Below are 22,161 nucleotides of genomic sequence, written 5' to 3' on the forward strand. Positions count from 1 at the left end.
CCGGCGCCCTCCTCCCCCGATCCGGTGCAGCGCATCCCGACTCAGGGAGGAGCGCCGAGGAGGCGCGGGTCGAGCAGGTCGGGACGGCCGCAGACTCTAGAGTGGTGGGCATGTCCGAGACCACCATGCACCCGCTCGACGACCGCGCCGCAGACCCCTTCGAGGTCGCCCGCACCGCCGCCGCCGAGATCGCCGACAAGACCGGCGTCGCCCACCACGACATCGCCCTGACCCTGGGCAGCGGCTGGGCCAAGGCCGCCGACCTGATCGGCGAGACCGTCGCCGAGGTCCCCGCCACCGAGATCACCGGCTTCAGCGCGTCCGCGGTCGTGGGTCACACGGGCTCGATCCGCAGCATCTTGCTGCCGTCGGGCAAGCACGCGCTCGTGATCGGCGCCCGCACGCACTACTACGAGAACCACGGCGTCCGCCGGGTGGTGCACAGCGTCCGCACCGCCGCAGCGACGGGGGCCACCACGATGATCCTCACGAACGGCGCCGGCGGCATCCGCGAGACCTGGAAGCCCGGCACTCCCGTCCTGATCAGCGATCACATCAACCTCACGGCCGACTCGCCCCTCGAGGGCGCGACCTTCATCGATCTGACCGATCTGTACTCGAAGCGGCTGCGCGACGTCGCCCGGTCGATCGATCCCTCGCTCGACGAGGGCGTGTACACGCAGTTCCGCGGGCCGCACTACGAGACCCCCGCAGAGGTGCAGATGGCCAAGGCCATCGGTGGTCACATCGTCGGCATGTCGACGGCGCTCGAGGCGATCGCGGCCCGTCAGGCCGGCATGGAGATCCTCGGCATGTCGCTCATCACGAACCTCGCGGCGGGCATCCAGACCACGCCGCTCAGCCATCAGGAGGTGCTCGAGGCCGGCCGCGAGGCCGAGCCCGTGATCAGCGACCTCCTCGCCCGCATCGTGGCCGCGCTGTGAGCCGTACCGCGCAGACCGGCGGCGACGCACTGCTCGCCCTCGCCGTCGCCTGGCGCGACCAGGACCCCGACGTCGAGACCCGCGACGAGCTCGACGCCCTGATCACGCGGGCCCGCGACGGCGACGCCGACGCGGCCGACGACCTCGGCGACCGCTTCACCGGGCGCCTCCAGTTCGGCACGGCCGGGCTGCGCGGGGCCCTCGGGGCCGGTCCGCAGCGCATGAACCGCGTGCTGGTCGCCCAGGCCGCCGCCGGTTTCGCGGCGTTCCTGACCGGGCGCGAGAGCGAGCCGTCGATCGTCATCGGCTACGACGGGCGCAGGAACTCCGACGTGTTCGCCCGCGACACCGCCGAGATCATGGCCGCGGCGGGCGTCCGGGCCACGATCCTCCCGCGGGCGCTCCCCACCCCCGTGCTCGCCTTCGCCGTCCGTCAGCTCGACGTCAGCGCCGGCGTGATGGTCACGGCGAGTCACAACCCGCCGCAGGACAACGGCTACAAGGTCTACCTCGGCGGCGTCGACGACGGATCGCAGATCGTGTCGCCCGTCGACGGCGAGATCGCCGCCCGCATCGACGAGGCCGCGCGATCGTCGGTCGCCGACATCGCCCGATCCGACGACTACAGCGTGGCGGGTGACGACCTCGTCATGGAGTACGTCCGACGGACGGCCGCCGTCGCCGGCACCTCGTCGACGGGCCGCCAGCCGAGGGTGGTCTACACGGCCCTGCACGGCGTCGGATGGGAGGTCGCGCGCCGGGTGTTCGCGACCGCCGGGTTCGCCGAGCCGATCCCCGTCAGCGAGCAGAGCGCCCCCGACGCTGCGTTCCCCACGGTCGCGTTCCCCAACCCGGAGGAGCCCGGCGCGATGGACCTCTCCTACGCCACGGCCGACCGGGTCGGCGCCGACCTGATCATCGCGAACGACCCCGACGCCGACCGTCTCGCCGTCGCCGTCCCGTCAGAGGGCGGCTGGCGTCGACTGAGCGGCAACGAGGTCGGAGCGATCCTCGGCTGGCGCGCTGCGGAACGCGCGCGGCGCACCGACACCGACGGCACGCTCGCGGCGAGCATCGTCTCGTCGCCGGCGCTCCGCGAGATCGCCCGGGTCTACGACCTCGACTACGTCGACACGCTCACCGGCTTCAAGTGGGTGTCGCGGGTCGGCGGCCTCCTCTACGGCTACGAGGAGGCGCTCGGCTACCTCGTCGACCCCGAGGTCGTCCGCGACAAGGACGGCATCTCGGCGGCCGTCGACCTGCTCGCCCTCTCCACCGAGCTGCACACGGCGGGCTCCAGCCTGGGCGAGCACCTCGTCGCGTTCGACGAGCGGTTCGGGGCCTACGCCTCGGCGCAGGTCTCCCTCCGCGTCGACGACCTCGCGACGATCGGCGCCCTCACATCGCGCCTCCGGCAGTCGCCGCCCTCGACGATCGGCTCACGACGCGTCGACCGCGTCGACGACTTCCGCGACGGATTCGGTGCGTTCCCCGCCGGGGACATCCTGCGGTACTGGCTGACCGACGGCTCGAGGGTCATCGTGCGCCCGAGCGGCACCGAGCCGAAGCTCAAGGTCTACATCGACGCCTCGAGCACCGAGGGCGATGCGATCACCAGACGCGCAGCCGCCGAGGCCGCGGTCGCCGACCTGGAGGCGGGGATGCGCGCGCTCCTGGCCTGAGGGTCGGGGGCGCGCAGCCCGGGCGTCGCTCAGCCGAGCGACTTCTGCAGCTTCTCGGTGAGCTCCTGCTGGTCGAAGTGGTTCTGGATGACGATCACGTCGGCGAATGTGCTGCCGATCGCCTCCACGAACTCGGCCGAAGTCAGGATGACCTGCGCGTCGTCGGCGACCGTCGAGATGGAGCCGATGTCGGCGGCCACCACGTCGGCCTCGATGTCGAGACGGGCGAGCACCCGCTCGGCGTTGACCTTGAGGATTCCGCTGCTGCCGATGCCGGCCCCGCAGATGGTGACGATCTTCATGACATGGCTTCCGTCTCGGTGCAGCAGGGGTCGGGGCCGGCGCTCAGGCCGGGACGCCCATCAGGCGTCTGATCTCGTCCGAGGTCGTGGCCGCGGCCAGAGCCGGGATCACCGTCTCGTCGTTGAAGACGTTCGCGAGATCGGCGACGGACTCGAGGTGAGCGCCGACGGTCGGCAGAGCGAGACCCAGCACGACCGAGACGGGGTCGTTGTGCGGATGCCCGAAGGGCACCGGCTCGGCGAGGGTGACGACGGCGAGGCCGTCGCGGACGACGCTGTCACCCGGTCGCGCGTGGGCCAGGGCGAGCCCCGGGGCGATGACGACGTACGGGCCGTGCTCGTCGATCATCCGCTCCATCTCGTCGCCGTAACCCTCGAGGGCCGCGCCCGAGGCGACGAGTGCCGCACCGGCGACGTGGACGGCCTCGCGCCAGTCGTCGACCCGGGTCGCGATGACGATGGCGCTGTCGGGCAGCGGTGGGAGCGCCACGTCAGACCGCCTCGAAGCCGCGCACGATGCGGTCGGCGAGGTCGTCGCGGTCCTCCAACGGCAGGAACGACGCCGCGGCGGCGTTCAGCTGGAACGCCTGCAGGTCGGACAGCGAATAGTCGAACGCCTGCGTCAGCAGGGCGAGCTCGCGACTGAGGCTCGTGCCGCTCATGAGGCGGTTGTCGGTGTTGACCGTCACCCGGTAGCCCAGCTGGTAGAGCAGATCGAACGGGTGGTCGTCGAGGTCGGCGCCCCAGGCCGAGATCGCCCCGGTCTGGAGGTTCGACTGCGGCGACAGCTCGAGCGCGATCTCGCGGTCGCGGACCCACGCCGCGATCGGCCCCAGCTCGACGGTCGTCTGGTCGCCGCGGTTGCGGACGACCCGGATGTCCTCTGCGAGGCGGACCCCGTGACCGAGACGCAGCGCCCGGCCGTCGAGGAGGGCCCCGCGGATGCTGTCGAGGCCGTCGGCCTCGCCGGCGTGCACGGTGACGGGGAAGAACTCACGGGCCAGGAGGTCGAACGCGGCTCGATGCGCCCCGGCCGGGTGCCCCTCTTCGGGCCCGGCGATGTCGAAGCCGACGACCCCCGTCTCGCGGTGACGGACCGCCAGTGTGGCGATCTCGAGCGAGCGGTCGCCGTGCCGCAGGGCGGTCAGGATCTGACCGACCGACAGCTCGTGCCCGCCGTCGGCGAGTTCGTCGACCGCATCGTCGATCCCCGACTGGACGGCGGCGACGGCGTCGTCGAGGGAGAGACCACCGCGGAGGTGCTGCTCGGGCGCCCAGCGGATCTCGGCGTGGACGACGCCGTCGGCCGCGAGGTCGAGCACGAACTCGCGGGCCACGCGCTCGAGCGCGGCGGCGGTCTGCATGACCCCGACGGTCACGTCGAACGTGGCGAGGTAGTCGGGCAGATTGCCGGCCGACGCCGACTCGACGAACCAGCGTCCGAGAGCCTGCGCCCCGCCCTGCACCGGCAGATCGAGACCCGCCTCGGCGGCCAGCTCGACGACGGTCTCGGGGCGGAGGCCGCCGTCGAGGTGGTCGTGCAACGACACCTTCGGCAACGAGGCGAGCCTCGGCCCCCCGTCGGGCATGCGGTAGTCCTTGTCCGGTGCGCTCATACGGCTCAATCTACTCGCGCCCGCGACCTCGGATCTGGACGCCGCCTGCTACGCGATGCGCTCCGCGACGATGCGGCGCGCAGCCGGCGCCTCGTCGCCGATCGCCCAGCCGCCCTGGACGGCCTCGAGGGCGCGGTCGAACCGCTCCGGCTCGTCGGTGTGCAGGGTGAAGAGCGGCTGCCCCGCCACGACGGCGTCGCCGGGCTTGGCGTGCAGCTCGATGCCGGCCGCGGCCTGCACCGGGTCCTGCTTGCGCGCCCGCCCCGCACCGAGCCGCCAGGCCGCGATGCCGAACGGCAGGGCGTGCTGCTCGGTGAGGAACCCGGAGCGCTCGGCGGTCACGACCTGGGTCTCGCGGGCGGTCGGCAGCTCGGCGTCGGGGTCGCCGCCCTGTGCTCGGATCATGCGGTTCCAGGCGTCCATGGCGCGCCCGTCGTCGAGGGCGGCCTCGACGTCGGCGTCGGGCAGACCCGCCGACGCGAGCATCTCGCGCGCGAGGGCGACCGTCAGCTCGCGGATGTCGGCGGGTCCCCCGCCGGCGAGGGTCTCGACCGATTCGCGCACCTCGAGCGCGTTCCCGATGGTGAGACCGAGCGGGACGTTCATGTCGGTGAGCAGCGCGGTCGTGGCCACGCCGGCGTCCGTTCCGAGGTCGACCATGGTGCGAGCGAGCAGACGCGACTGGTCGATGTCCTGGATGAACGCCCCCGAGCCGAACTTCACGTCGAGCACAAGCGCGGCGGTGCCCTCGGCGATCTTCTTGCTCATGATCGACGACGCGATCAGCGGGATGGCCTCGACCGTGCCCGTGATGTCGCGCAGGGCGTAGAGCTTGCCATCGGCGGGCGCGAGCCCCGAACCGGCCGCGCAGACGACCGCGCCGCTGTCGGCCATGATCTCGCGCATCCGGTCGTTCGAGATCGACGCCTGCCAGCCGGGGATCGACTCGAGCTTGTCGAGGGTGCCGCCCGTGTGACCGAGGCCGCGACCCGAGAGCTGCGGCACGGCGACGCCGAACGAGGCCACGAGCGGAGCGAGCGGCAGCGTGATCTTGTCGCCCACTCCCCCGGTCGAGTGCTTGTCGACGGTGGTCTTGCCCAGACCCGCGAAGTCCATGGTCTCGCCGCTGCGGATCATGGCGAGGGTCATGTCGCGGATCTCGCGGCGCTCCATCCCGTTCAGGAAGATCGCCATCGTCATCGCGGCCATCTGCTCGTCGCCGACGTAGCCCCGGGTGTACGCGTCGATCAGCCAGTCGATCTGGGCGGTGCTGAGCTCGCCCGACCCGCGCTTGACGCGGATGAGGTCGACGGTGTCGAACGGTTCGACGATGCTGGCCATGATTCTCCTTCGGTGCTGGCGGCTCCCCGGATCCGGTGGCGCGCCTCCGGAATGATGTCAGAACGACGGGAGGAGCAGGGCACCGAGGAGGCGCGGGTCGCCCCGCGCGGTCTGGTTACGGTCGCGAGTCCCTGAACTCGTCGAGCTGGCGGGGCCCGAACGCGTCGGGGATGACCTCGTCGATGGTCTTGAAGCCCGAGACGGTGTCGAGCACCATCGAGGCGTCGGAGTGCTCGTAGAGCAGCTGACGGCATCTGCCGCACGGCATGAGCACGTCGCCGTTCCCGTCGACGCAGGCGAAGGCCACGAGGCGCCCGCCGCCCGACATGATCAGATCGCTGACCAGCGAGCACTCGGCGCAGAGCGTGATGCCGTACGAGGCGTTCTCGACGTTGCACCCCGACACGAGTCGCCCGTCGGTGGTCAGCGCGGCCGCACCCACCGGGAACTTCGAGTACGGGACGTACGCCTTGGCCATCGCCGAACGGGCGGCGTCGCGGAGCGCGGACCAGTCGGTGCTCTCGACGACGCTCACGACTTGATGTAGGGCTTGCCGGACGCCGCCGGACCCCTGGACTGCCCGACGAGACCGGCGACGGCGAAGATGGTCACGATGTACGGCAGCATCAGCATGAACTCGCTCGGGACCGGCGAGCCGATGGCGCCGAGCACGTTCTGCAGATTGCTCGCGAAGCCGAAGAGGAGGGCGGCGAGAGTGGCCCTGATCGGATCCCAGCGACCGAAGATGACCGCGGCCAGCGCGATGAAGCCGGCTCCCGCCGTCATCTCCTTCTGGAAGTTGCCCAGCGAGCCGAGCGTGAAGTAGGCACCGCCGAGCCCGGCGATCGCCCCGGCCAGCGAGACGTTCCAGAAGCGCGTCGCGTTGACCTTGATGCCGACGGTGTCGGCGGCCTGCGGGTGCTCGCCGACCGAACGGAGGCGGAGACCCCAGCGGGTGCGGAACAGACCGTAGAACACCAGCGCGATGGCGATGTACATCAGGTACACGATGATCGTCTGGCGGAAGAACACCGGCCCGACGATCGGGATCTGGCTGAGCACCGGGATGTCCAGCTGCGGGAACCGCACGCCGCGGCTCAGCGACTCGGAGCGCGCCAGCACCTGCGAGTACAGGAAGCTGGTCAGACCCGTCACCAGGACGTTCAGCACGACGCCGACGATGACCTGGTCGACGATGTAGCGGATGCTGAAGACGGCCAGCACCATCGAGACGAGCACGCCGGCGATCATGGCGCCGACGAGACCGACGTACGCCGATCCGGTCGCCGAGGCGACGAGGGCCGACACGAAGGCGCCGGCCAGCAGCTGACCCTCGATGGCGACGTTCACGACGCCCACCCGCTCGGAGATGACTCCGCCGAGGGCTCCGAAGATGAGCGGGGTGCTGAGTGCCAGTGCACCGAGCAGCAGGCCGGGCACGGGGATCGTCGCGCCGGCGCTCGTCCAGGTGAGGAAGGCGACCAGGAAGAGCACGCCGAAGACGGCGACCAGCCAGATCGGCACGCGCTGCGCCCGGACGACCAGGGCGACCGACGCCGCCGTGAGGAGCGCGAGCACGATCGAGAGCACGAGACCCGTGGCTTCCGAGGGCAGAACCGCGTCGGGCAGGGCGAAGAAGTCGCGTGCCGTGGCGAGTCGGAAGGTGCTCGAACCGTCGCGTCCGAAGCCGACGAAGAGGACGAAGGCGATCACCGTGAAGATGGCGAACGCGATGGGGGCCTTGTAGCTGCGGCTCACCGCACGGGCCAGATCGGGCGACGCGGCGGCGGGTGCCGTGGTGTCGGGACTGAGGGTGCTCACTTGGTGACCACCGCCTCCTTGGTCGAGGCCTTGCGCACGGGACGGGCGCCCGGGGCCGGCAGACGGAAGATGCTGCGGACGAGCGGCGGGGCCGCCACGAACAGCACGATGAGGGACTGCACGACGAGCACGATGTCGATCGGCACGCCGTTGGCCGCCTGCATCGAGTAGCCGCCCGCCTTGAGGGCGCCGAACAGGATGCCGGCCGCGAAGACGCCCCAGGGGCGCGAACGACCGAGGAGCGCGACGGTGATGGCGTCGAAGCCGATCCCGGCGTCGATTCCCGACGTGAAGCCCGAGGTGAGCGTGCCGAGCACCTGCGTCGACCCGGCGACACCGGCCAGCGCACCCGAGATGAGCATCGCGTACAGGTAGATGTTCTTGACGTTCATGCCGGCGGTGCGGGCCGCGTGCGGGTTCTCGCCCACCGCCCGGAACCGGAATCCGAGCGTCGACCGGTTGATCAGCCACCAGACGGCGGCCGTGATCGCGATCACGAGGATGAAACCCCAGTTCAGCCCGTAGCTCGGACCGAACAGATCGGGCAGGATCGCCGTCTCGAGGGTCGCGGGCGACTTCGGGTTGTTGCTGCCGGGGGCCTGGAGCAGACCCTGCGTGCGGAGCATGAACGCCAGCAGGTAGAAGGCGATGTAGTTCAGCATGATCGTCAGGATCACCTCGTGGGCGCCGGTGCGGGCCTTGAGGAGACCGACGATGCCGCCCCACAGGGCACCGGCGGCGATGCCCGCCGCGAGGGCCAGGGGCAGGTGCAGAGCGAGCGGGAGGTGGAACGAGAAGCCCACCCAGCCGGCCGCGGCGGACGCCATCAGCATCTGACCGCGGGCGCCGATGTTGAACAGCCCGACCCGGAACGCGACGGCGACCCCGAGCCCGGCGGCGATCAGGGGCACGGCGTAGTTCAGGGTCTCGGTCAGCGGCCGGATCCCGTTCGCGAAGCCGTCGACCCGGAAGTTGTACACCGCACCCTGGAACAGCGAAGAATACGACCCGCCGACCGCCGACCCGAAGGCCTGGAGGAAGTCCGTCGGGCGCGAGAAGAAGTAGCCCATCGTGCTCTGGACGTCCTGATCGGTGAAGCCGATCAGGAGACCCGAGACGATCAGGGCGAGCACGACGGCGAGCACCGAGATCGCGGCGTTGCCGGTCGTGAGCTCCCTCAGGAGGCGCGACCCGCGCGAGTCGCCGCCCTCGGCGCCGGCACCGGGCGTGGCGCCAGGCGTGCTCGGGGGCGTCGTGCCCGACGTCGTGGTGGTGGCGTCGCTCACGCTGCCTGCTCCGTTCCGTGCGGCATCTCGCCGGCCATCATGAGCCCCAGCACCTCGCGGGGCGTGTTCGCCGGCACGATGCCGACGATCGTTCCGCGGTACATCACCGCGATGCGGTCAGCCAGAGCGGCGACCTCGTCGAGCTCGGTCGAGACGACGATCACGGGGACGCCGCGATCGCGCGTCTCGACGATGCGCTTGTGGACGAACTCGATCGAACCGACGTCGATCCCCCGGGTGGGCTGCGCGGCGACGAACAGTCGCAGATCGCGGCTGAGCTCGCGTGCCAGGACGACCTTCTGCTGGTTGCCGCCCGAGAGGCGACCCGCGGGAGTCGCGATGCCCTGGGTGCGGATGTCGAACTCGCGCACCTTCTCGACCGCGAAGGCGGCGAGCTGCGCGAGCTTCAGCGAGCCGCGCTTCACGAACGGACCGGACTGCGAGCGGTCGAGCATGAGGTTCTCGGCGACGGTGAACTCGCCGACGAGTCCGTCCTGGTTGCGATCCTCCGGGACGAAGCCGACGCCGGCGTCGAGCACCTGGCGGACGCTGCGCCCCGTGATGTCGTTGCCGTCGAGCGACACGCGGCCCTCGACACGGGGCTGCAGACCGAGGATGGCCTCGGTCAGCTCGGTCTGGCCGTTGCCCTGCACGCCGGCGATCGCGAGGATCTCGCCGCGGCGGACCTCGAACGAGACGTCGTCGACGACGACCTGCCCGATGGGGTCGACGACACGGAGGTTCTCGACCACGAGAGCCGCGTCGCCGGGCTCGGCCGGGGACTTCTGCACGGTCAGCTCGACGGCGCGACCGACCATGAGCGAGGCCAGCTCGGCGTTCGAGGCGCTCGGCTCGGCCTCGCCGACGACCTGGCCGAGACGGATGACCGTGATGCGGGTCGCGACCTCGCGGACCTCGCGCAGCTTGTGGGTGATGAAGACGATGGCCGTGCCCGCGTCGCGCAGCTGACGCATGATGACCATGAGCTCGTCGGTCTCCTGCGGGGTGAGCACTGCCGTCGGCTCGTCGAAGACGAGCACCTTGGCGTCGCGCGACAGGGCCTTGATGATCTCGACCCGCTGCTGCACGCCGACGGGGAGCTCCTCGACGAGCGCGTCGGGGTCGACGTCGAAGCCGAAGCGGCTGCTGATCTCGCGGACCTTCGCCCGGGCGGCTGCCAGGTCGAGCAGACCGCCGGCCTTCGTCTGCTCGTGGCCGAGCATGACGTTCTCGGCCACGGTGAACACGGGGACGAGCATGAAGTGCTGGTGGACCATGCCGATGCCCGCGGCCATCGCGTCGCCGGGGCCTGCGAAGTCCTGGACGACGTCGTCCAGGAGGATGTCGCCCTCGTCGGCCTGGTACAGGCCGTAGAGGACGTTCATCAGAGTCGACTTGCCGGCGCCGTTCTCGCCGAGCAGGCAGTGGATCTCACCCGGCTCGACCGTCAGGCTGATGTGGTCGTTGGCGGTGAGTGCGCCGAAGCGCTTCGTGATGCCCCGCAGTTCGAGCTTCATCTCAGGTGTCTACCTCGGGTCGGGTGATGGGTAGGGCGCCGGGGCACGTCGGGTCGGCGTGCGGCCGGAGGCGTTGCGAGGGCCGGGAGCGACGGGGTGACCGTCGCTCCCGGCCCTGGGTCAGTCGATGCTAATCGATGACGGGTGGTGCGTCGTTACTCGGTGAGGGCGGAGGGCGACTCGACCTCGATCGAACCGTCGATGATGCCGGCCTCGATGTCGTCCAGCTCGTCCTGCAGGCCGGAGTCGACCTGGTCCTCGTAGTCGTGGAACGGCGCGATGCCGACGCCGTCGTTCTCGAGCGTGCCGACGTAGGGCTCGTTCGTGAAGTCGCCGGAGGCGGCCTGGCTGGTGACGTCGTCGGTCGCCTGCTTGATGCCCTTGAGCACGGAGGTCAGGAACAGGTCGCTGTTGGCGCTGTCCGTCTCGTAGGTGTCACTGTCGGCGCCGATCAGCACGATCTCGTCGCCCGAGTCGCGGATCGCCTCGGCGGCGCTCTGGTAGATCGGTCCGCCGACGGGCAGGATCACGTCGGCGCCCTGCTCGATCAGCGTCTGGGCGCTCTGCTTCGCGACCGTGCCGGCCTCGAACCCGCCCGTGAAGGTGCCGGTCTGGCTCGCGACGTCCCAGCCGACCGTCTTGACGTCGGCGTCCTTCTGCTCGTTGTAGTACTCGACGCCGTCCGCGAAGCCGTCCATGAAGATGGTGACGGTCGGGAACTGCATGCCGCCGAAGGTGCCGACGGTGCCGGTCTTCGTGAAGCTGGCCGCCGCGTAGCCCGCGAGGAACGCCGCCTCCGAGGTGTTGAAGGTGATGGGACGGACGTTCTCGGCGTCGTTCGCCGCGTCGTCGATCGTCGCGTAGTCGATGTCGGGGTTCGCCGCCGCCGCCGTGCCGGTCGCGTCGGAGAGCGCGAAGCCGACCGTGACGATCAGGTTGCAGCCCTGCGAGGCGAGGTTGGTGAGGTTGGCGTCGTAGACGGTCTCGTCGGCGGACTCGACGGTCTTCGGGGTCGCACCGATCTCCTCCGCGGCCTCGGTCAGGCCCTCGAAGCCGAGCTGGTTGAACGACTTGTCGTCGAACCCGCCGGCGTCGGACACCATGCAGGGGACGAAGTCGCTCGAGGCGCCGTTCGACGAGCCGCCCTCGGACTCTTCGGGAGCCGAGGCACAGCCGGCCAGGATCGCCGCGGTGCCGAACAGGGCGATACCGCTGAGCACGGCCTTGCGCGCAGTTGTAGTCAAGTTGTCCTCCAAGATGCAGCCCGGCAGCTGAGCCGGGCACGTATGGCTGTCAGGTTACTCATTGCGACGAGCGCTCACGGCCGTCCCGGTGCAGTGATGCCGTCCCGTTACACAAGCGGGACCGGCGCGAAACGAAGACGAAACGAAGCGACGCCGCGATGGGTCAGAGGACGTCGCTGCGACCGCTGAGCTTCAAGGCGTCGACGACGGACTTGACCCGCTGGGCGTTGGCCGTCGTCGTGACGAGCAGGGCGTCGGGGGTGTCGACGACGATGATGTCGTTCACGCCGATCAGCGAGATCAGCCGGTCGCTGCCGGCGACGACGATGCCGCTCGACGCGTCGGCGAGCACCCGGGCGTTCTCGCCCAGGATCGCCAGGTCGCTCTTGCGCCCGCCGGAGTGCAGCTTGGCGATCGAGGCGAAGTCGCCCACGTCGTCCCAGTCGAAGTCGCCGGGCACGACCGCCAGCCGCCCTGCCGCCGCAGCGGGTTCGGCCACCGTGTAGTCGATCGCGATCTTCTCGAGGGCGGGCCAGACGGCGTCGACGACGGCGCCGCGCCGCGGGGTGTCCCAGGCCTCGGCGAGCTCTTCGATGCCGGCGAGCAGAGCGGGATCCGTCTGACCGAGCTGCTCGAGGAGGCGGTCGGCGCGTGCGATGAACATGCCCCCGTTCCAGAGGTAGTCGCCCCCGGCGACGTACGCCTCGGCGGTCTCGAGGTCGGGCTTCTCGACGAACGACTCGACCATGCGCGCGGACGGCGCGCCCTCGACGGCGAGCGGCCCGCCGACGTGGATGTAGCCGAAGCCGATGGCCGGCTCGGTCGGCGTGATGCCGATCGTGGCGATGTACCCCTCGTCGGCGACGACGATGGCCTCGCGGACGGCGCGCGCGAAGCCGCGGGTGTCGGCGATCACGTGATCGGCGGCGAACGAGCCGACGATCACGTCGGGCTCGCGGCGTCGGAGGATGGCGGCCGCGAGTCCGATGGCGGCCGTGCTGTCTTTCGGCTCGCTCTCGAGCACGACGTTGTGGTCTTCGAGGTCGGGCAGCTGGCGCTCGACCGCGGCGCGGTGCGCCCGGCCGGTGACGACCATGATGCGCTGCTCGCCGTTGAGCGGCGCGAGGCGGTCCCAGGTGCCGCGCAGCAGGGTCGAGCCGCTGCCGGTGAGGTCGTGCAGGAACTTCGGGGCGTCGGCGCGGCTCAGGGGCCAGAGCCGTGAGCCGATCCCGCCGGCCGGAATGATGCTGTAGAACCGGTCGAGGCTGCTCTGGGTCGTCATCCCCCCACCCTACTGAGGGCACCGCGCCGGGCCGCGCCGTCGGCCGCCGGTGGACGACGCGGTCACCCGTCCGCTCACCCGGGCGTTCACGCAGCCGCCATCCGTCGGCCACGGCGTCGAGACGAGGACGACACGTCGCGGCGTCAGCCTGGGCTCACCGCGAGCCGAGGAGCACCGTTTGAGAGTCGTCGTCGTGACCGAGAGCTTCCTCCCGACCGTGAACGGGGTCACGACCAGCGTGCTCCGCGTGCTCGACCATCTCGCCGCCCGGGGTCACGAGGCCCTGATCATCGCCCCCGCCGGTCGCGGGCACGACTCGTACGCCGGGTTCCCCGTCCACCGGGTGCCGTCGGTGGCCTACCGGCAATTCCCGGTGGGGCTGCCCAACCCCCTCGTCGCCGGCGCCATCGCGGCCTTCGCACCCGACGTGGTGCACGCTGCGTCGCCGTTCCTCCTCGGGGCCCAGGCCATCTCCGCGGCAGCGCGTCTCGGCGTCCCCAGCGTCGCCGTCTTCCAGACCGACGTGGCGCGGTACGCCTCGACCTCCGGGCTCGGGGCGACCGCCGCCTCCTTGGTCTGGCGTCTCGTCCGGCGGATCCACGAGCAGGCGACGCTGACCCTCGTGCCGTCGACCGCCTCCCGGCGAGACCTCGAGGCCGTGGGCGTCCGCCGCCTGGCGACCTGGGGACGAGGCGTCGACTCGGTCCGGTACCACCCCAACAACCGGCACTCGCCCGAGGCCGCGGCGTTCCGGGCCGGGCTGGCCCGCCCCGACGAGGTCGTCGTCGGCTACGTCGGGCGCCTCGCGGCCGAGAAGGAGCTCGACCGGCTCGCCGCCCTGCGCGGCGTCGACGGAATGCGTCTGGCCGTCATCGGCGGAGGCCCGAGCCTCCCCGGGCTGCGCCGTCGCCTCCGCCACCTCGACCCGGTCTTCACGGGACCGCTGCACGGCTCCGAGCTCGCCACGGCCTACGCCGCGCTCGACGTCTTCGTGCACACGGGCACGACCGAGACCTTCGGTCAGACGGTGCAGGAGGCGCACGCCAGCGGACTGCCGGTCGTCGCACCGGCCGCGGGCGGGCCCCTCGACCTGGTGCGGCACGGTGTGGACGGCTACCTCGTCGACCCCCGACACGACCACTCGCTCCGCCGAGCCGTGCGCCGCCTCGTCGAGGAGCCCGAGCTGCGCGCCCGATTCGGCGAGGCGGGGAGGCGCGCTGTCGTCGGCCGCACCTGGGAGCGCCTCGGCGACGAGCTGCTGGAGCACTACGCCGACGCCCGCCGATCGGTGCACGCGCCCCTGCCCGCGGCCCTCCGACGCGCCGCTCCCGACCGTGATCGCGGTGTCTCGACATCGAACTAGTTAGGCGGGCCTTGGCGGCGCCGCGACGGGCCTCGAACATAGACTGAGGGCGTTCTGAGAACACACACGGCGGACACGGCTGTCCTCTCCCGATGACAGCCCGACCCGCCCCAGTCCGCGAGGAGGGCCGCTCATGGCCGAGCAGTCGACGGAGACCCTGCCCCCACCGGCAGGCCGACGGGGAGCACCCGAGATCGGCGCGCCACGCGGCAAGAACCGGCTGGCGGGCACGCTCTACCGTGGTCGCGAGGGCATGTGGTCGTGGGTCCTTCACCGCATCACCGGTGTCAGCATCTACTTCTTCCTGCTGGTGCACATCCTCGACACGGCCCTCGTGCGGATCAGCCCCGAGGCGTACAACGCCGTCATCGGCACCTACAAGAACCCGATCATGGGGCTCGGCGAGACGGCGCTCGTGGCGGCGATCCTGTTCCACGCGCTGAACGGCCTCCGCATCATCCTCATCGACTTCTGGGGACCCGGCACCAAGCATCAGCGACTCCTCTTCTGGATCGTCATCGGCGTGGCCGTCGTCCTCTTCGCGGGCTTCGCCCCCCGCCACCTCATGAACGTCTTCTCGGAGTAGCACGATGACCACCGAAACCATCGAGGCCCCCCGCTCGGCCCGACCCGCCTCGCGCAGCAGCAACCTCGAGAAGTGGGGCTGGATCTACATGCGGGCGAGCGGCGTCGTCCTCGTCGTCCTCATCTTCGGCCACCTCTTCATCAACCTGCTGGCGGCGGAGGGCGGCATCAAGGCCATCGACTTCGCCTTCGTCGCCGGCAAGTGGGCGTCGCCGTTCTGGCAGGTCTACGACACCCTCCTGCTCTGGCTGGCCCTGATCCACGGCTCGAACGGCATGCGGACGATCGTCAACGACTACGTGTCGAAACCCGCCGTCCGCAAGGTGCTGCTCGGCGCCCTGCTCGTCTCGGCCGTGGTGCTGCTGACCCTCGGCACCCTCGTCATCTACACGTTCGATCCGTGCCCGGCCGGCGCCCCCGCCGACCTGCTGCCCTCGATCTGCTCGTAGGCGACCGGCCCGACCCGCGCCTCCTCAGCCCCACGCCCGCACCACATACCGACGGAAAGCACCGTGACCACACCTTCTCCCGCTCCTGAGAGCACCGTCGTCGACGGCATCCACTACCACCAGCACGACATCGTCATCGTCGGAGCAGGAGGCGCGGGGATGCGAGCGGCCATCGAGGCCGGTCCGAACGCCAGCACCGCCGTCATCTCGAAGCTCTACCCGACGCGGTCGCACACGGGCGCCGCTCAGGGCGGAATGGCCGCGGCCCTCGCCAACGTCGAGGACGACAACTGGGAGTGGCACACCTTCGACACCGTCAAGGGCGGCGACTACCTCGTCGACCAGGACGCCGCGGAGATCCTGGCGAAGGAGGCCATCGACGCCGTCCTCGACCTCGAGAACATGGGTCTGCCCTTCAACCGGACCCCCGAGGGCAAGATCGACCAGCGCCGTTTCGGCGGCCACACGGCCGAGCACGGCAAGAACCCCGTCCGTCGGGCCTGCTACGCCGCCGACCGCACGGGTCACATGATCCTCCAGACGCTGTACCAGAACTGCGTCAAGCACGGCATCAACTTCTTCAACGAGTTCTACGTGCTCGACCTGATCATGGGCGAGATCGACGGCGAGGAGCGCCCCGCCGGCGTCATCGCCTACGAGCTGGCGACGGGTGACCTGCACGTGTTCCAGGGCAAGGCCGTCATCTTCGCGACCGGCGGCTTCGGCAAGATCTACAAGACGACGTCGAACGCCCACACTCTCACCGGCGACGGCGTCGGCATCATCTGGCGCAAGGGCCTCCCCCTGGAGGACATGGAGTTCTTCCAGTTCCACCCGACCGGTCTCGCCGGGCTCGGCATCCTGCTCAGCGAGGCGGCCCGAGGCGAGGGCGCCATCCTCCGCAACAGCGAGGGCGAGCGCTTCATGGAGCGCTACGCACCGACCATCAAAGACCTCGCACCGCGAGACATCGTGGCCCGGTGCATGGCCACCGAGATCCGCGAAGGACGCGGCGGCGGCCCGCACAAGGACTACGTCTACCTCGACATCACCCACCTCGACCCCGCGGTGATCGATGCGAAGCTGCCCGACATCACCGAGTTCGCCCGCACCTACCTCGGTGTCGAGCCGTACACCGAGCCCGTGCCCGTGCTGCCCACGGCGCACTACGCGATGGGTGGCATCCCCACCAACGTTAAGGCGGAGGTGCTGCGCGACAACACCACCGTCGTGCCCGGTCTCTACGCCGCGGGCGAATGCGCCTGCGTCAGCGTCCACGGCTCGAACCGACTCGGCACCAACTCCCTGCTCGACATCAACGTCTTCGGCAAGCGCGCCGGGAACAACGCCGTCGAGTTCGTGAAGGACGCGCCGTTCGTGCCGCTCCCCGACGACCCGGCGGGCTTCGTCCGCGGGCTCGTCGCCGACGTCCGCGCCGCGACCGGCACCGAGCGCATCGCCACGCTGCGGAAAGAGCTGCAAGACAGCATGGACCGCAACGCCCAGGTGTTCCGCACCGAAGAGACCCTCGACGAGGTGACCCACGTCATCGCCGATCTGCGTGAGCGGTTCAAGAACATCAGCGTGCAAGACAAGGGCAAGCGGTTCAACACCGACCTGCTCGAGGCGATCGAGCTCGGGTTCCTGCTCGACCTCGCCGAGGTCGTCGTCTACTCGGCCCGGTCGCGACAGGAGAGCCGCGGCGGGCACTTCCGAGAGGACTACCCGACGCGCGACGACGAGAACTGGCTCGTGCACACCATGGCCTATCTGACGGGCGACCCCCACTCGTCGCTCGCCGGCGACCACATCCGCCTCGACACGAAGCCCGTCGTGATCACGAACTACCAGCCGATGGAACGGAAGTACTGACATGAGCACCGCAGTCCTCGAGAACTCCCCCGCAGGGGCCGACGCGATCCCGACGTTCACCGCCACGCTCATCATCCGACGCTTCGACCCCGAGGTCGACTCCGAGCCGCGCTGGCAGGACTTCGACGTCGAGGTGCTGCCCACCGACCGGGTGCTCGACGCCCTGCACCAGATCAAGTGGGAGCAGGACGGCTCGCTGACCTTCCGCCGCTCGTGCGCCCACGGCATCTGCGGCTCGGACGCCATGCGGATCAACGGCCGCAACCGTCTCGCCTGCAAGACCCTGATCAAGGACCTCGACGTGACGCAGCCGATCTACGTCGAGGCCATCAAGGGTCTGCCCCTCGAGAAGGACCTCGTCGTCGACATGGAGCCGTTCTTCCAGTCGTACCGCGAGATCCAGCCGTTCCTGATGGCCTCGTCGAAGCCCGAGAAGGAGCGCATCCAGAGCGCCACCCAGCGTGCGCGCTTCGATGACACCACCAAGTGCATCCTCTGCGCCGCCTGCACGTCGAGCTGTCCCGTCTTCTGGACGGACGGGCAGTACTTCGGCCCCGCCGCGATCGTGAACGCGCACCGGTTCATCTTCGACTCCCGCGACGAGGGCGCTCAGGTCCGACTCGACATCCTCAACGACAAGGAGGGCGTGTGGCGGTGCCGCACGACCTTCAACTGCACCGAGGCATGCCCCCGCGGCATCCAGGTGACCCAGGCGATCGCCGAGGTCAAGCAGGCCGTGCTGCGAGGTCGCGCCTAGTCGCCGAAGACATGCAGATTAGAGGCGCCGGGCTGTCGAGCCCGGCGCCTCTCGTGCATCCGAGAAGCGCCGTCGGTCGGCGGGCGCACGGTGCGGGGCCGTTCAGTCGTCTTCGACGATGCAGACGGCGTCCAGAGCGAGAGCCAGCCGGAGCGCGACCGACACACCGGCTTCGCCGTCCTCACCGAGCGGCGCGATGGCATCGACCCAGAACACCGGGAGGCGCACCTCCGGCGGATCGGTCAGCAGGCGCTCGATCTCACCCGACGTGTTCAGCTCCTGGGCGCCGTAGACGGTCAGCAGAGCGCGGCCTCCGCGGGCGAAGACCTGATGGGCGGTCGCTCCATCGATGGGGCGCACCCCGTACGACTCGTCGACCGCGTGCGCGGCGCTCGCGAGATCGAGCCCGTCGGGAGCCTGAGGACTCAGGATGGTGATCTCACGAGGCACTGTCGTCACGCCCCTCCTCCATGTCGCCAGCTTCGGAACCGCTCGCCTCGCCCTGCACCCTGCTCTCGTCGAGGAGGTCGAACTCGTCGAGGTCCTCCTCCCACGCCTGCAGGAGGGGCGGCGAGACCAGGGTGGCGAGACGCTCCGGTCCCACGGCCTCGAGGGTCTGATGCAGTGCGTCCCACCCGGGCGTGCTGGCGTCACCGAGCGGCACGACGAAGGCCGGCAGGCTCGGGCGGCCCACGACCCGGACGGTCTCGCCGGTCGGCAGCGCGGTCAGGTCGAGCCCGAGACGCTTGACGGACGGCGCTCCGATGAGCAGTGCGACCGGGTTGGGCGGCGGGTAGGTGACGGCGCAGACGCAGCGATCCACCTCGCCCTCCCGTGCGACCACGAGGGCGAAGGTCGGCAGGCTGTCCCGGGCGATCTCGGCGAGGGCGCCGGTCAGCCGGTCGATGCCCGCGTCGAGGGAGTCTCCGTCGGCGGGGTGGACGACGTCGACCGTGATCGACATCGTCTCCTCCGTCCCGTGCTCGGTGACCCGGGCGGTGACGGTGGCCGACAGATGCGGGCCCTCGACGAGCATGCGGAGGGGCTCCGGCGCGGCATGGCGGGCGTGCTGGGTGAGAGCCCATCGATCCCAGGCGGACAGCATGGGCTCGGTGACGCCCCACGAGACGGGGAGCGAACCGGACACAGCCTGCGAGATGGTCTCGAGCGCGCCTCCCAGGCTCATGTCGTGGGCGGGGAGGTGGAGGACGGTGAGATCGATCGTCAGCTGCACCCTCGTGTCGACGGCCGGACCGATCTCGGGGAACTCCACCTTCTCGACGCCGAGCTCCTCCACGGGGATGCCGGCGTCGTCGACGGCGTCGTACGGACGACCGGTCAGGCCGTCTCGCAGATCTCCTCGGTCGTCGTGGACGACCCAGGCGGCACCCGCCTCGACGAGGGCCGACCGGAGACCGACCGTCAGACGGGAGCGCTCGCTCGATACGAGCACGACCCGCCGTCGGTGCCTGCGACGCCGGAGCAGATCGGCCATGGGAGGGCTGAGGCGGAGGACCCGGCCCCGACCGTCGACTCGGACGACGCGCGCCGTGACGGCGTCGACGAGCGGATGTCGAATAGGGGTGCCCACCCGTCCAGTGTGCTCCGCGGGCGCCGGTCGGGTCCGTTCGGACCCGGACTCGCAGGCGGCGTCCATGCAGCGGACGGGAAGTCCCCCCGTGCGAGGGGCCTCGCGGCGACGGTGGGCACCTAAGCTGGTGAGAGCTCCTCACGGGACGTCGTCGACTCCCGCGTCGGCGCCGACCACGACCCCGAACGAGAGGCCGCGACCCATGGACGTCACCCGCCAGCAGCAGTTGCAGAACGACATCACCGCGACATTCGCCGAGTCGCTCGCCGGTCACGACTGGGCGGAGGCGACGTTGTTCCTGCTCGAGGTCGGCTCGACGTCGCGCGTGTGGGTCGACGCGCTCGACGCCGCCGGCGGCGCGAAGCAGGGCCTGAGCATCCCCGACGTCGCCGCCGCGGGCTCGCGCCTCCGCGAGGTGATGGCCGACCCCGAGAAGGGCGCATGGTTCTCGTTCGCCCTGACGCTGACCAGCGACGGGTCGTTCACGGCGCGCTTCACCCTCGACCGTCGCGTCTACGACAACCCGGCGTCCCCGTTCGAGCCGGGTCCGGCCGGCGAGGTGCCGACCGACGCCGACTACGCGGCCGACCTCGAGCGCTTCCCCCGCAGCGCGAAGTACCGTCCGACGTGGGCACCCGCCGTCGCAGGCAGCTGAGCGGATGACCTCGGCACGGGGCCGGTGAGTTCGCGGCGGGTCGGTGCGCAGCCCGTCGGACGGCAGCCGGACGGGCCGTGAGCCGATCGGACCCCGGCCCGACCGGCCCGCTCGACTACAGGCCTGCGGCGACCGCCTCGGCGGCCTCGCGCGCGCCCGGCGCCGTCGTCGCATCGATCGCAGCCGCCGCCAGGGCGCGCGCCTGCTCGATCGTGTACTTCGACAGCTCGAGGCGGACGTCGGCCAGGGCGGCCGGGGTCATCGACAGCGTCGTGGCCCCCAGTCCGACGAGCACGACGGCGAGCAGCGGGTCGGCCGCCGCCTCGCCGCAGATGCCCACGGGCTTCCCCGCGGTCGCCCCGGCGTCGCCGAGAGCCCGGACCAGGCGGAGCACGGCGGGGTGCCACGGGTCCTGATACGACGCGACCGAGCCGAGCATGCGGTCGGCTGCGAGCGTGTACTGCGTCAGGTCGTTGGTGCCGATGCTGACGAAGTCGGCGGTGCGGAGCACCTGGTCGGCCAGCACCGCGAGCGAGGGCACCTCGGCCATGACCCCGACGGTCTTGAGTCCGAGCTCGCGACCGAGGGAGACGAAGTACTCGGTCTCCTCGGCGTCGCTCACCATCGGCGCCATGACCCAGAGGTCGGCCGTCGTGGCCGCCTGGGCCTCGGCGAGCGCGGTGAGCTGATCGCGGAGGATCTGCTCCTTCACGCGGAGGGCGCGGAGCCCCCGGAGCCCGAGGGCGGGGTTCTCCTCGTGGGCGTCGTTCAAGAAGCTCAGCGGCTTGTCGGCACCGGCGTCGAGCGCGCGGACGACGACCTTCTTGCCGGGGAACGCCTCGAGCAGCGCCGTGTAGCTGGCGGTCTGGCTCTCGACGGTCGGGGCGGTGGACGACCCGAGGAAGAGGAACTCGGTGCGGAACAGGCCGACGCCCTCGGCCCCGAGCTCGACGGCGCCGGCGGCCTCGTCGGGCGAGCCGAGGTTGGCCAGCAGGGGCACGGCGTGGCCGTCGGCGAGGGCGCCGTCCGTCAGCGGGGCGGCTGCCGCGGCGCGGCGGTCGGCGATGCGCTGCTCCGCCGCGGCGATCTCGTCGGCTGCGGGGTCGACGGTCACGACGCCCGTGGCCGCGTCGGCGACCACCACGGTGCCGTCGACGAGGTCGAGGGCTCCGGTGACGCCGACGATGGCGGGGATCGACTTCGAGCGGGCCAGGATGGCCGTGTGCGAGGTCGGTCCGCCGTCGCGGGTGATCAGTGCGAGCACCTTGTCGAGGTCGAGGAGGGCGGTGTCGGCGGGCGCGAGGTCGGGCGCGACGAGCACGAAGGGGGTGTCGCTCTCGGGGACGCCGGGTGCCGCGACTCCGCGGAGGGATGCGATGACGCGCTGGGCGACGTCGCCGAGGTCGGTGGCGCGCTCGGCCATGTAGCCGCCCATGCCGACGAGCATCTCCTGGAAGGCCGCGAAGGCCTCGAACACGGCCCGCTCGCCCGTCGCGCCGTCGGCGATGCGCTGCTGGACGTCGTCGGAGAGCGTGGGGTCTTCGGCCATGAGCGCCTGGGCGTCGAGGACGTCCTTCGCCTCGCCGCCGGCCTTCTCGCCCCGTGCCGACAGATCGGCGGCGACCGAGCGGAGCGCCCGGGTGACGTCGGCGAACTCGGCGTCCGCCTCGGCGGTCCGTTTGTCGCTGCTCGGCTCGGGCAGCGGATCCGGCATCCGGAGGATCGGGCCGACGGCCACTCCGCGTCCGACGCCAACGCCCTGTAGTGCCACTGTGAGACCTCTTCGTTTCGGTGAGTTCGGATGCCGGGCACGGGCGGTGACCCTGTGCCGCGCGGTCGCGTGCCATCGTACGC

21 protein-coding genes are annotated in these 22,161 nt (G+C 70.8%); 8 read left to right on the top strand and 13 right to left on the bottom strand.

The window, feature by feature from the left end:
* Positions 1-110 precede the first annotated feature (110 nt).
* Together ACZ6JE_RS04815 and ACZ6JE_RS04820 are read left to right on the top strand one after the other, a co-directional pair.
* Positions 111-944, top strand: a complete 834-nt coding sequence (locus ACZ6JE_RS04815) for a purine-nucleoside phosphorylase (RefSeq protein ID WP_320478992.1) — start codon at positions 111-113, stop codon at positions 942-944.
* On the top strand, positions 941-2,626 hold the full coding sequence (locus tag ACZ6JE_RS04820; protein ID WP_464318336.1) for a phospho-sugar mutase: 1,686 nt from the start codon (positions 941-943) through the stop codon (positions 2,624-2,626). The genes ACZ6JE_RS04815 and ACZ6JE_RS04820 overlap by 4 nt, the downstream gene beginning before the upstream one ends.
* A gap of 29 nt (positions 2,627-2,655) precedes the next feature.
* Here the strand turns inward: ACZ6JE_RS04820 and ACZ6JE_RS04825 are convergent, their stop codons facing one another.
* The 10 genes from ACZ6JE_RS04825 to ACZ6JE_RS04870 form a co-directional block, all read right to left on the bottom strand.
* The gene (locus ACZ6JE_RS04825; RefSeq protein ID WP_192058570.1) at positions 2,656-2,928 is read right to left on the bottom strand and encodes a PTS sugar transporter subunit IIB; all 273 of its coding nucleotides are present in this window, start codon (positions 2,926-2,928) and stop codon (positions 2,656-2,658) included.
* Positions 2,929-2,971: 43 nt separating this feature from the next.
* Complete coding sequence (locus tag ACZ6JE_RS04830; protein WP_320476898.1) at positions 2,972-3,418, bottom strand: PTS sugar transporter subunit IIA; 447 nt, start codon at positions 3,416-3,418, stop codon at positions 2,972-2,974.
* Between the two features lies 1 nt (position 3,419).
* Positions 3,420-4,544, bottom strand: a complete 1,125-nt coding sequence (locus ACZ6JE_RS04835; RefSeq protein ID WP_243213618.1) for an adenosine deaminase — start codon at positions 4,542-4,544, stop codon at positions 3,420-3,422.
* Positions 4,545-4,592: 48 nt separating this feature from the next.
* Positions 4,593-5,885 (bottom strand): thymidine phosphorylase, encoded by a 1,293-nt coding sequence (locus ACZ6JE_RS04840; RefSeq protein ID WP_464318337.1) that lies wholly within the window; start codon positions 5,883-5,885, stop codon positions 4,593-4,595.
* Positions 5,886-6,000: 115 nt separating this feature from the next.
* On the bottom strand, positions 6,001-6,420 hold the full coding sequence (locus ACZ6JE_RS04845) for a cytidine deaminase (RefSeq protein WP_464318338.1): 420 nt from the start codon (positions 6,418-6,420) through the stop codon (positions 6,001-6,003).
* Positions 6,417-7,706 (bottom strand): ABC transporter permease, encoded by a 1,290-nt coding sequence (locus tag ACZ6JE_RS04850; protein ID WP_464318339.1) that lies wholly within the window; start codon positions 7,704-7,706, stop codon positions 6,417-6,419. The genes ACZ6JE_RS04845 and ACZ6JE_RS04850 overlap by 4 nt, the downstream gene beginning before the upstream one ends.
* Entirely contained in the window at positions 7,703-8,992 is a 1,290-nt protein-coding gene (locus tag ACZ6JE_RS04855) for an ABC transporter permease (protein ID WP_192058582.1), read from the bottom strand. The genes ACZ6JE_RS04850 and ACZ6JE_RS04855 overlap by 4 nt, the downstream gene beginning before the upstream one ends.
* On the bottom strand, positions 8,989-10,509 hold the full coding sequence (locus ACZ6JE_RS04860; RefSeq protein WP_192058584.1) for an ABC transporter ATP-binding protein: 1,521 nt from the start codon (positions 10,507-10,509) through the stop codon (positions 8,989-8,991). The genes ACZ6JE_RS04855 and ACZ6JE_RS04860 overlap by 4 nt, the downstream gene beginning before the upstream one ends.
* A gap of 155 nt (positions 10,510-10,664) precedes the next feature.
* Positions 10,665-11,753, bottom strand: coding sequence for a BMP family lipoprotein (locus ACZ6JE_RS04865; RefSeq protein ID WP_192058586.1), 1,089 nt, complete (start codon positions 11,751-11,753; stop codon positions 10,665-10,667).
* Between the two features lie 163 nt (positions 11,754-11,916).
* A complete protein-coding gene (locus ACZ6JE_RS04870) occupies positions 11,917-13,035 on the bottom strand; it encodes a mannose-1-phosphate guanylyltransferase (RefSeq protein WP_320478989.1) in 1,119 nt (372 codons plus the stop codon).
* A gap of 178 nt (positions 13,036-13,213) precedes the next feature.
* Between ACZ6JE_RS04870 and ACZ6JE_RS04875 the strand changes: the two genes are divergently transcribed.
* The 5 genes from ACZ6JE_RS04875 (at position 13,214) to ACZ6JE_RS04895 (ending at position 18,061) form a co-directional block, all read left to right on the top strand.
* Complete coding sequence (locus tag ACZ6JE_RS04875) at positions 13,214-14,398, top strand: glycosyltransferase family 4 protein (RefSeq protein ID WP_464318340.1); 1,185 nt, start codon at positions 13,214-13,216, stop codon at positions 14,396-14,398.
* A gap of 133 nt (positions 14,399-14,531) precedes the next feature.
* Entirely contained in the window at positions 14,532-14,984 is a 453-nt protein-coding gene (sdhC, locus tag ACZ6JE_RS04880) for a succinate dehydrogenase, cytochrome b556 subunit (RefSeq protein ID WP_192058591.1), read from the top strand.
* Positions 14,985-14,988: 4 nt separating this feature from the next.
* Positions 14,989-15,432: a succinate dehydrogenase, hydrophobic membrane anchor protein gene (gene sdhD, locus ACZ6JE_RS04885; protein WP_192058593.1), complete on the top strand. Its 444-nt coding sequence runs from the start codon at positions 14,989-14,991 to the stop codon at positions 15,430-15,432.
* Between the two features lie 63 nt (positions 15,433-15,495).
* Positions 15,496-17,304: a succinate dehydrogenase flavoprotein subunit gene (sdhA, locus tag ACZ6JE_RS04890; protein WP_192058595.1), complete on the top strand. Its 1,809-nt coding sequence runs from the start codon at positions 15,496-15,498 to the stop codon at positions 17,302-17,304.
* 1 nt (position 17,305) lies between these two features.
* Positions 17,306-18,061: a succinate dehydrogenase iron-sulfur subunit gene (locus ACZ6JE_RS04895; protein ID WP_192058597.1), complete on the top strand. Its 756-nt coding sequence runs from the start codon at positions 17,306-17,308 to the stop codon at positions 18,059-18,061.
* A gap of 102 nt (positions 18,062-18,163) precedes the next feature.
* Here ACZ6JE_RS04895 and ACZ6JE_RS04900 read toward each other — a convergent pair whose 3' ends face one another.
* Positions 18,164-18,520 (bottom strand): hypothetical protein, encoded by a 357-nt coding sequence (locus ACZ6JE_RS04900; RefSeq protein ID WP_192058600.1) that lies wholly within the window; start codon positions 18,518-18,520, stop codon positions 18,164-18,166.
* Positions 18,501-19,652 (bottom strand): DUF6177 family protein, encoded by a 1,152-nt coding sequence (locus ACZ6JE_RS04905; protein WP_464318341.1) that lies wholly within the window; start codon positions 19,650-19,652, stop codon positions 18,501-18,503. The genes ACZ6JE_RS04900 and ACZ6JE_RS04905 overlap by 20 nt, the downstream gene beginning before the upstream one ends.
* 202 nt (positions 19,653-19,854) lie before the next feature.
* On the opposite strand from ACZ6JE_RS04905, the gene ACZ6JE_RS04910 reads away from it, so the two are divergent.
* Complete coding sequence (locus ACZ6JE_RS04910; RefSeq protein WP_464318342.1) at positions 19,855-20,307, top strand: hypothetical protein; 453 nt, start codon at positions 19,855-19,857, stop codon at positions 20,305-20,307.
* A gap of 115 nt (positions 20,308-20,422) precedes the next feature.
* On the opposite strand, the gene ptsP is transcribed toward ACZ6JE_RS04910, so the two are convergent.
* The gene (gene ptsP / locus ACZ6JE_RS04915; RefSeq protein ID WP_320478987.1) at positions 20,423-22,078 is read right to left on the bottom strand and encodes a phosphoenolpyruvate--protein phosphotransferase; all 1,656 of its coding nucleotides are present in this window, start codon (positions 22,076-22,078) and stop codon (positions 20,423-20,425) included.
* Positions 22,079-22,161 lie beyond the last annotated feature (83 nt).

The organism is Frigoribacterium sp. AC759, from assembly GCF_979256015.1.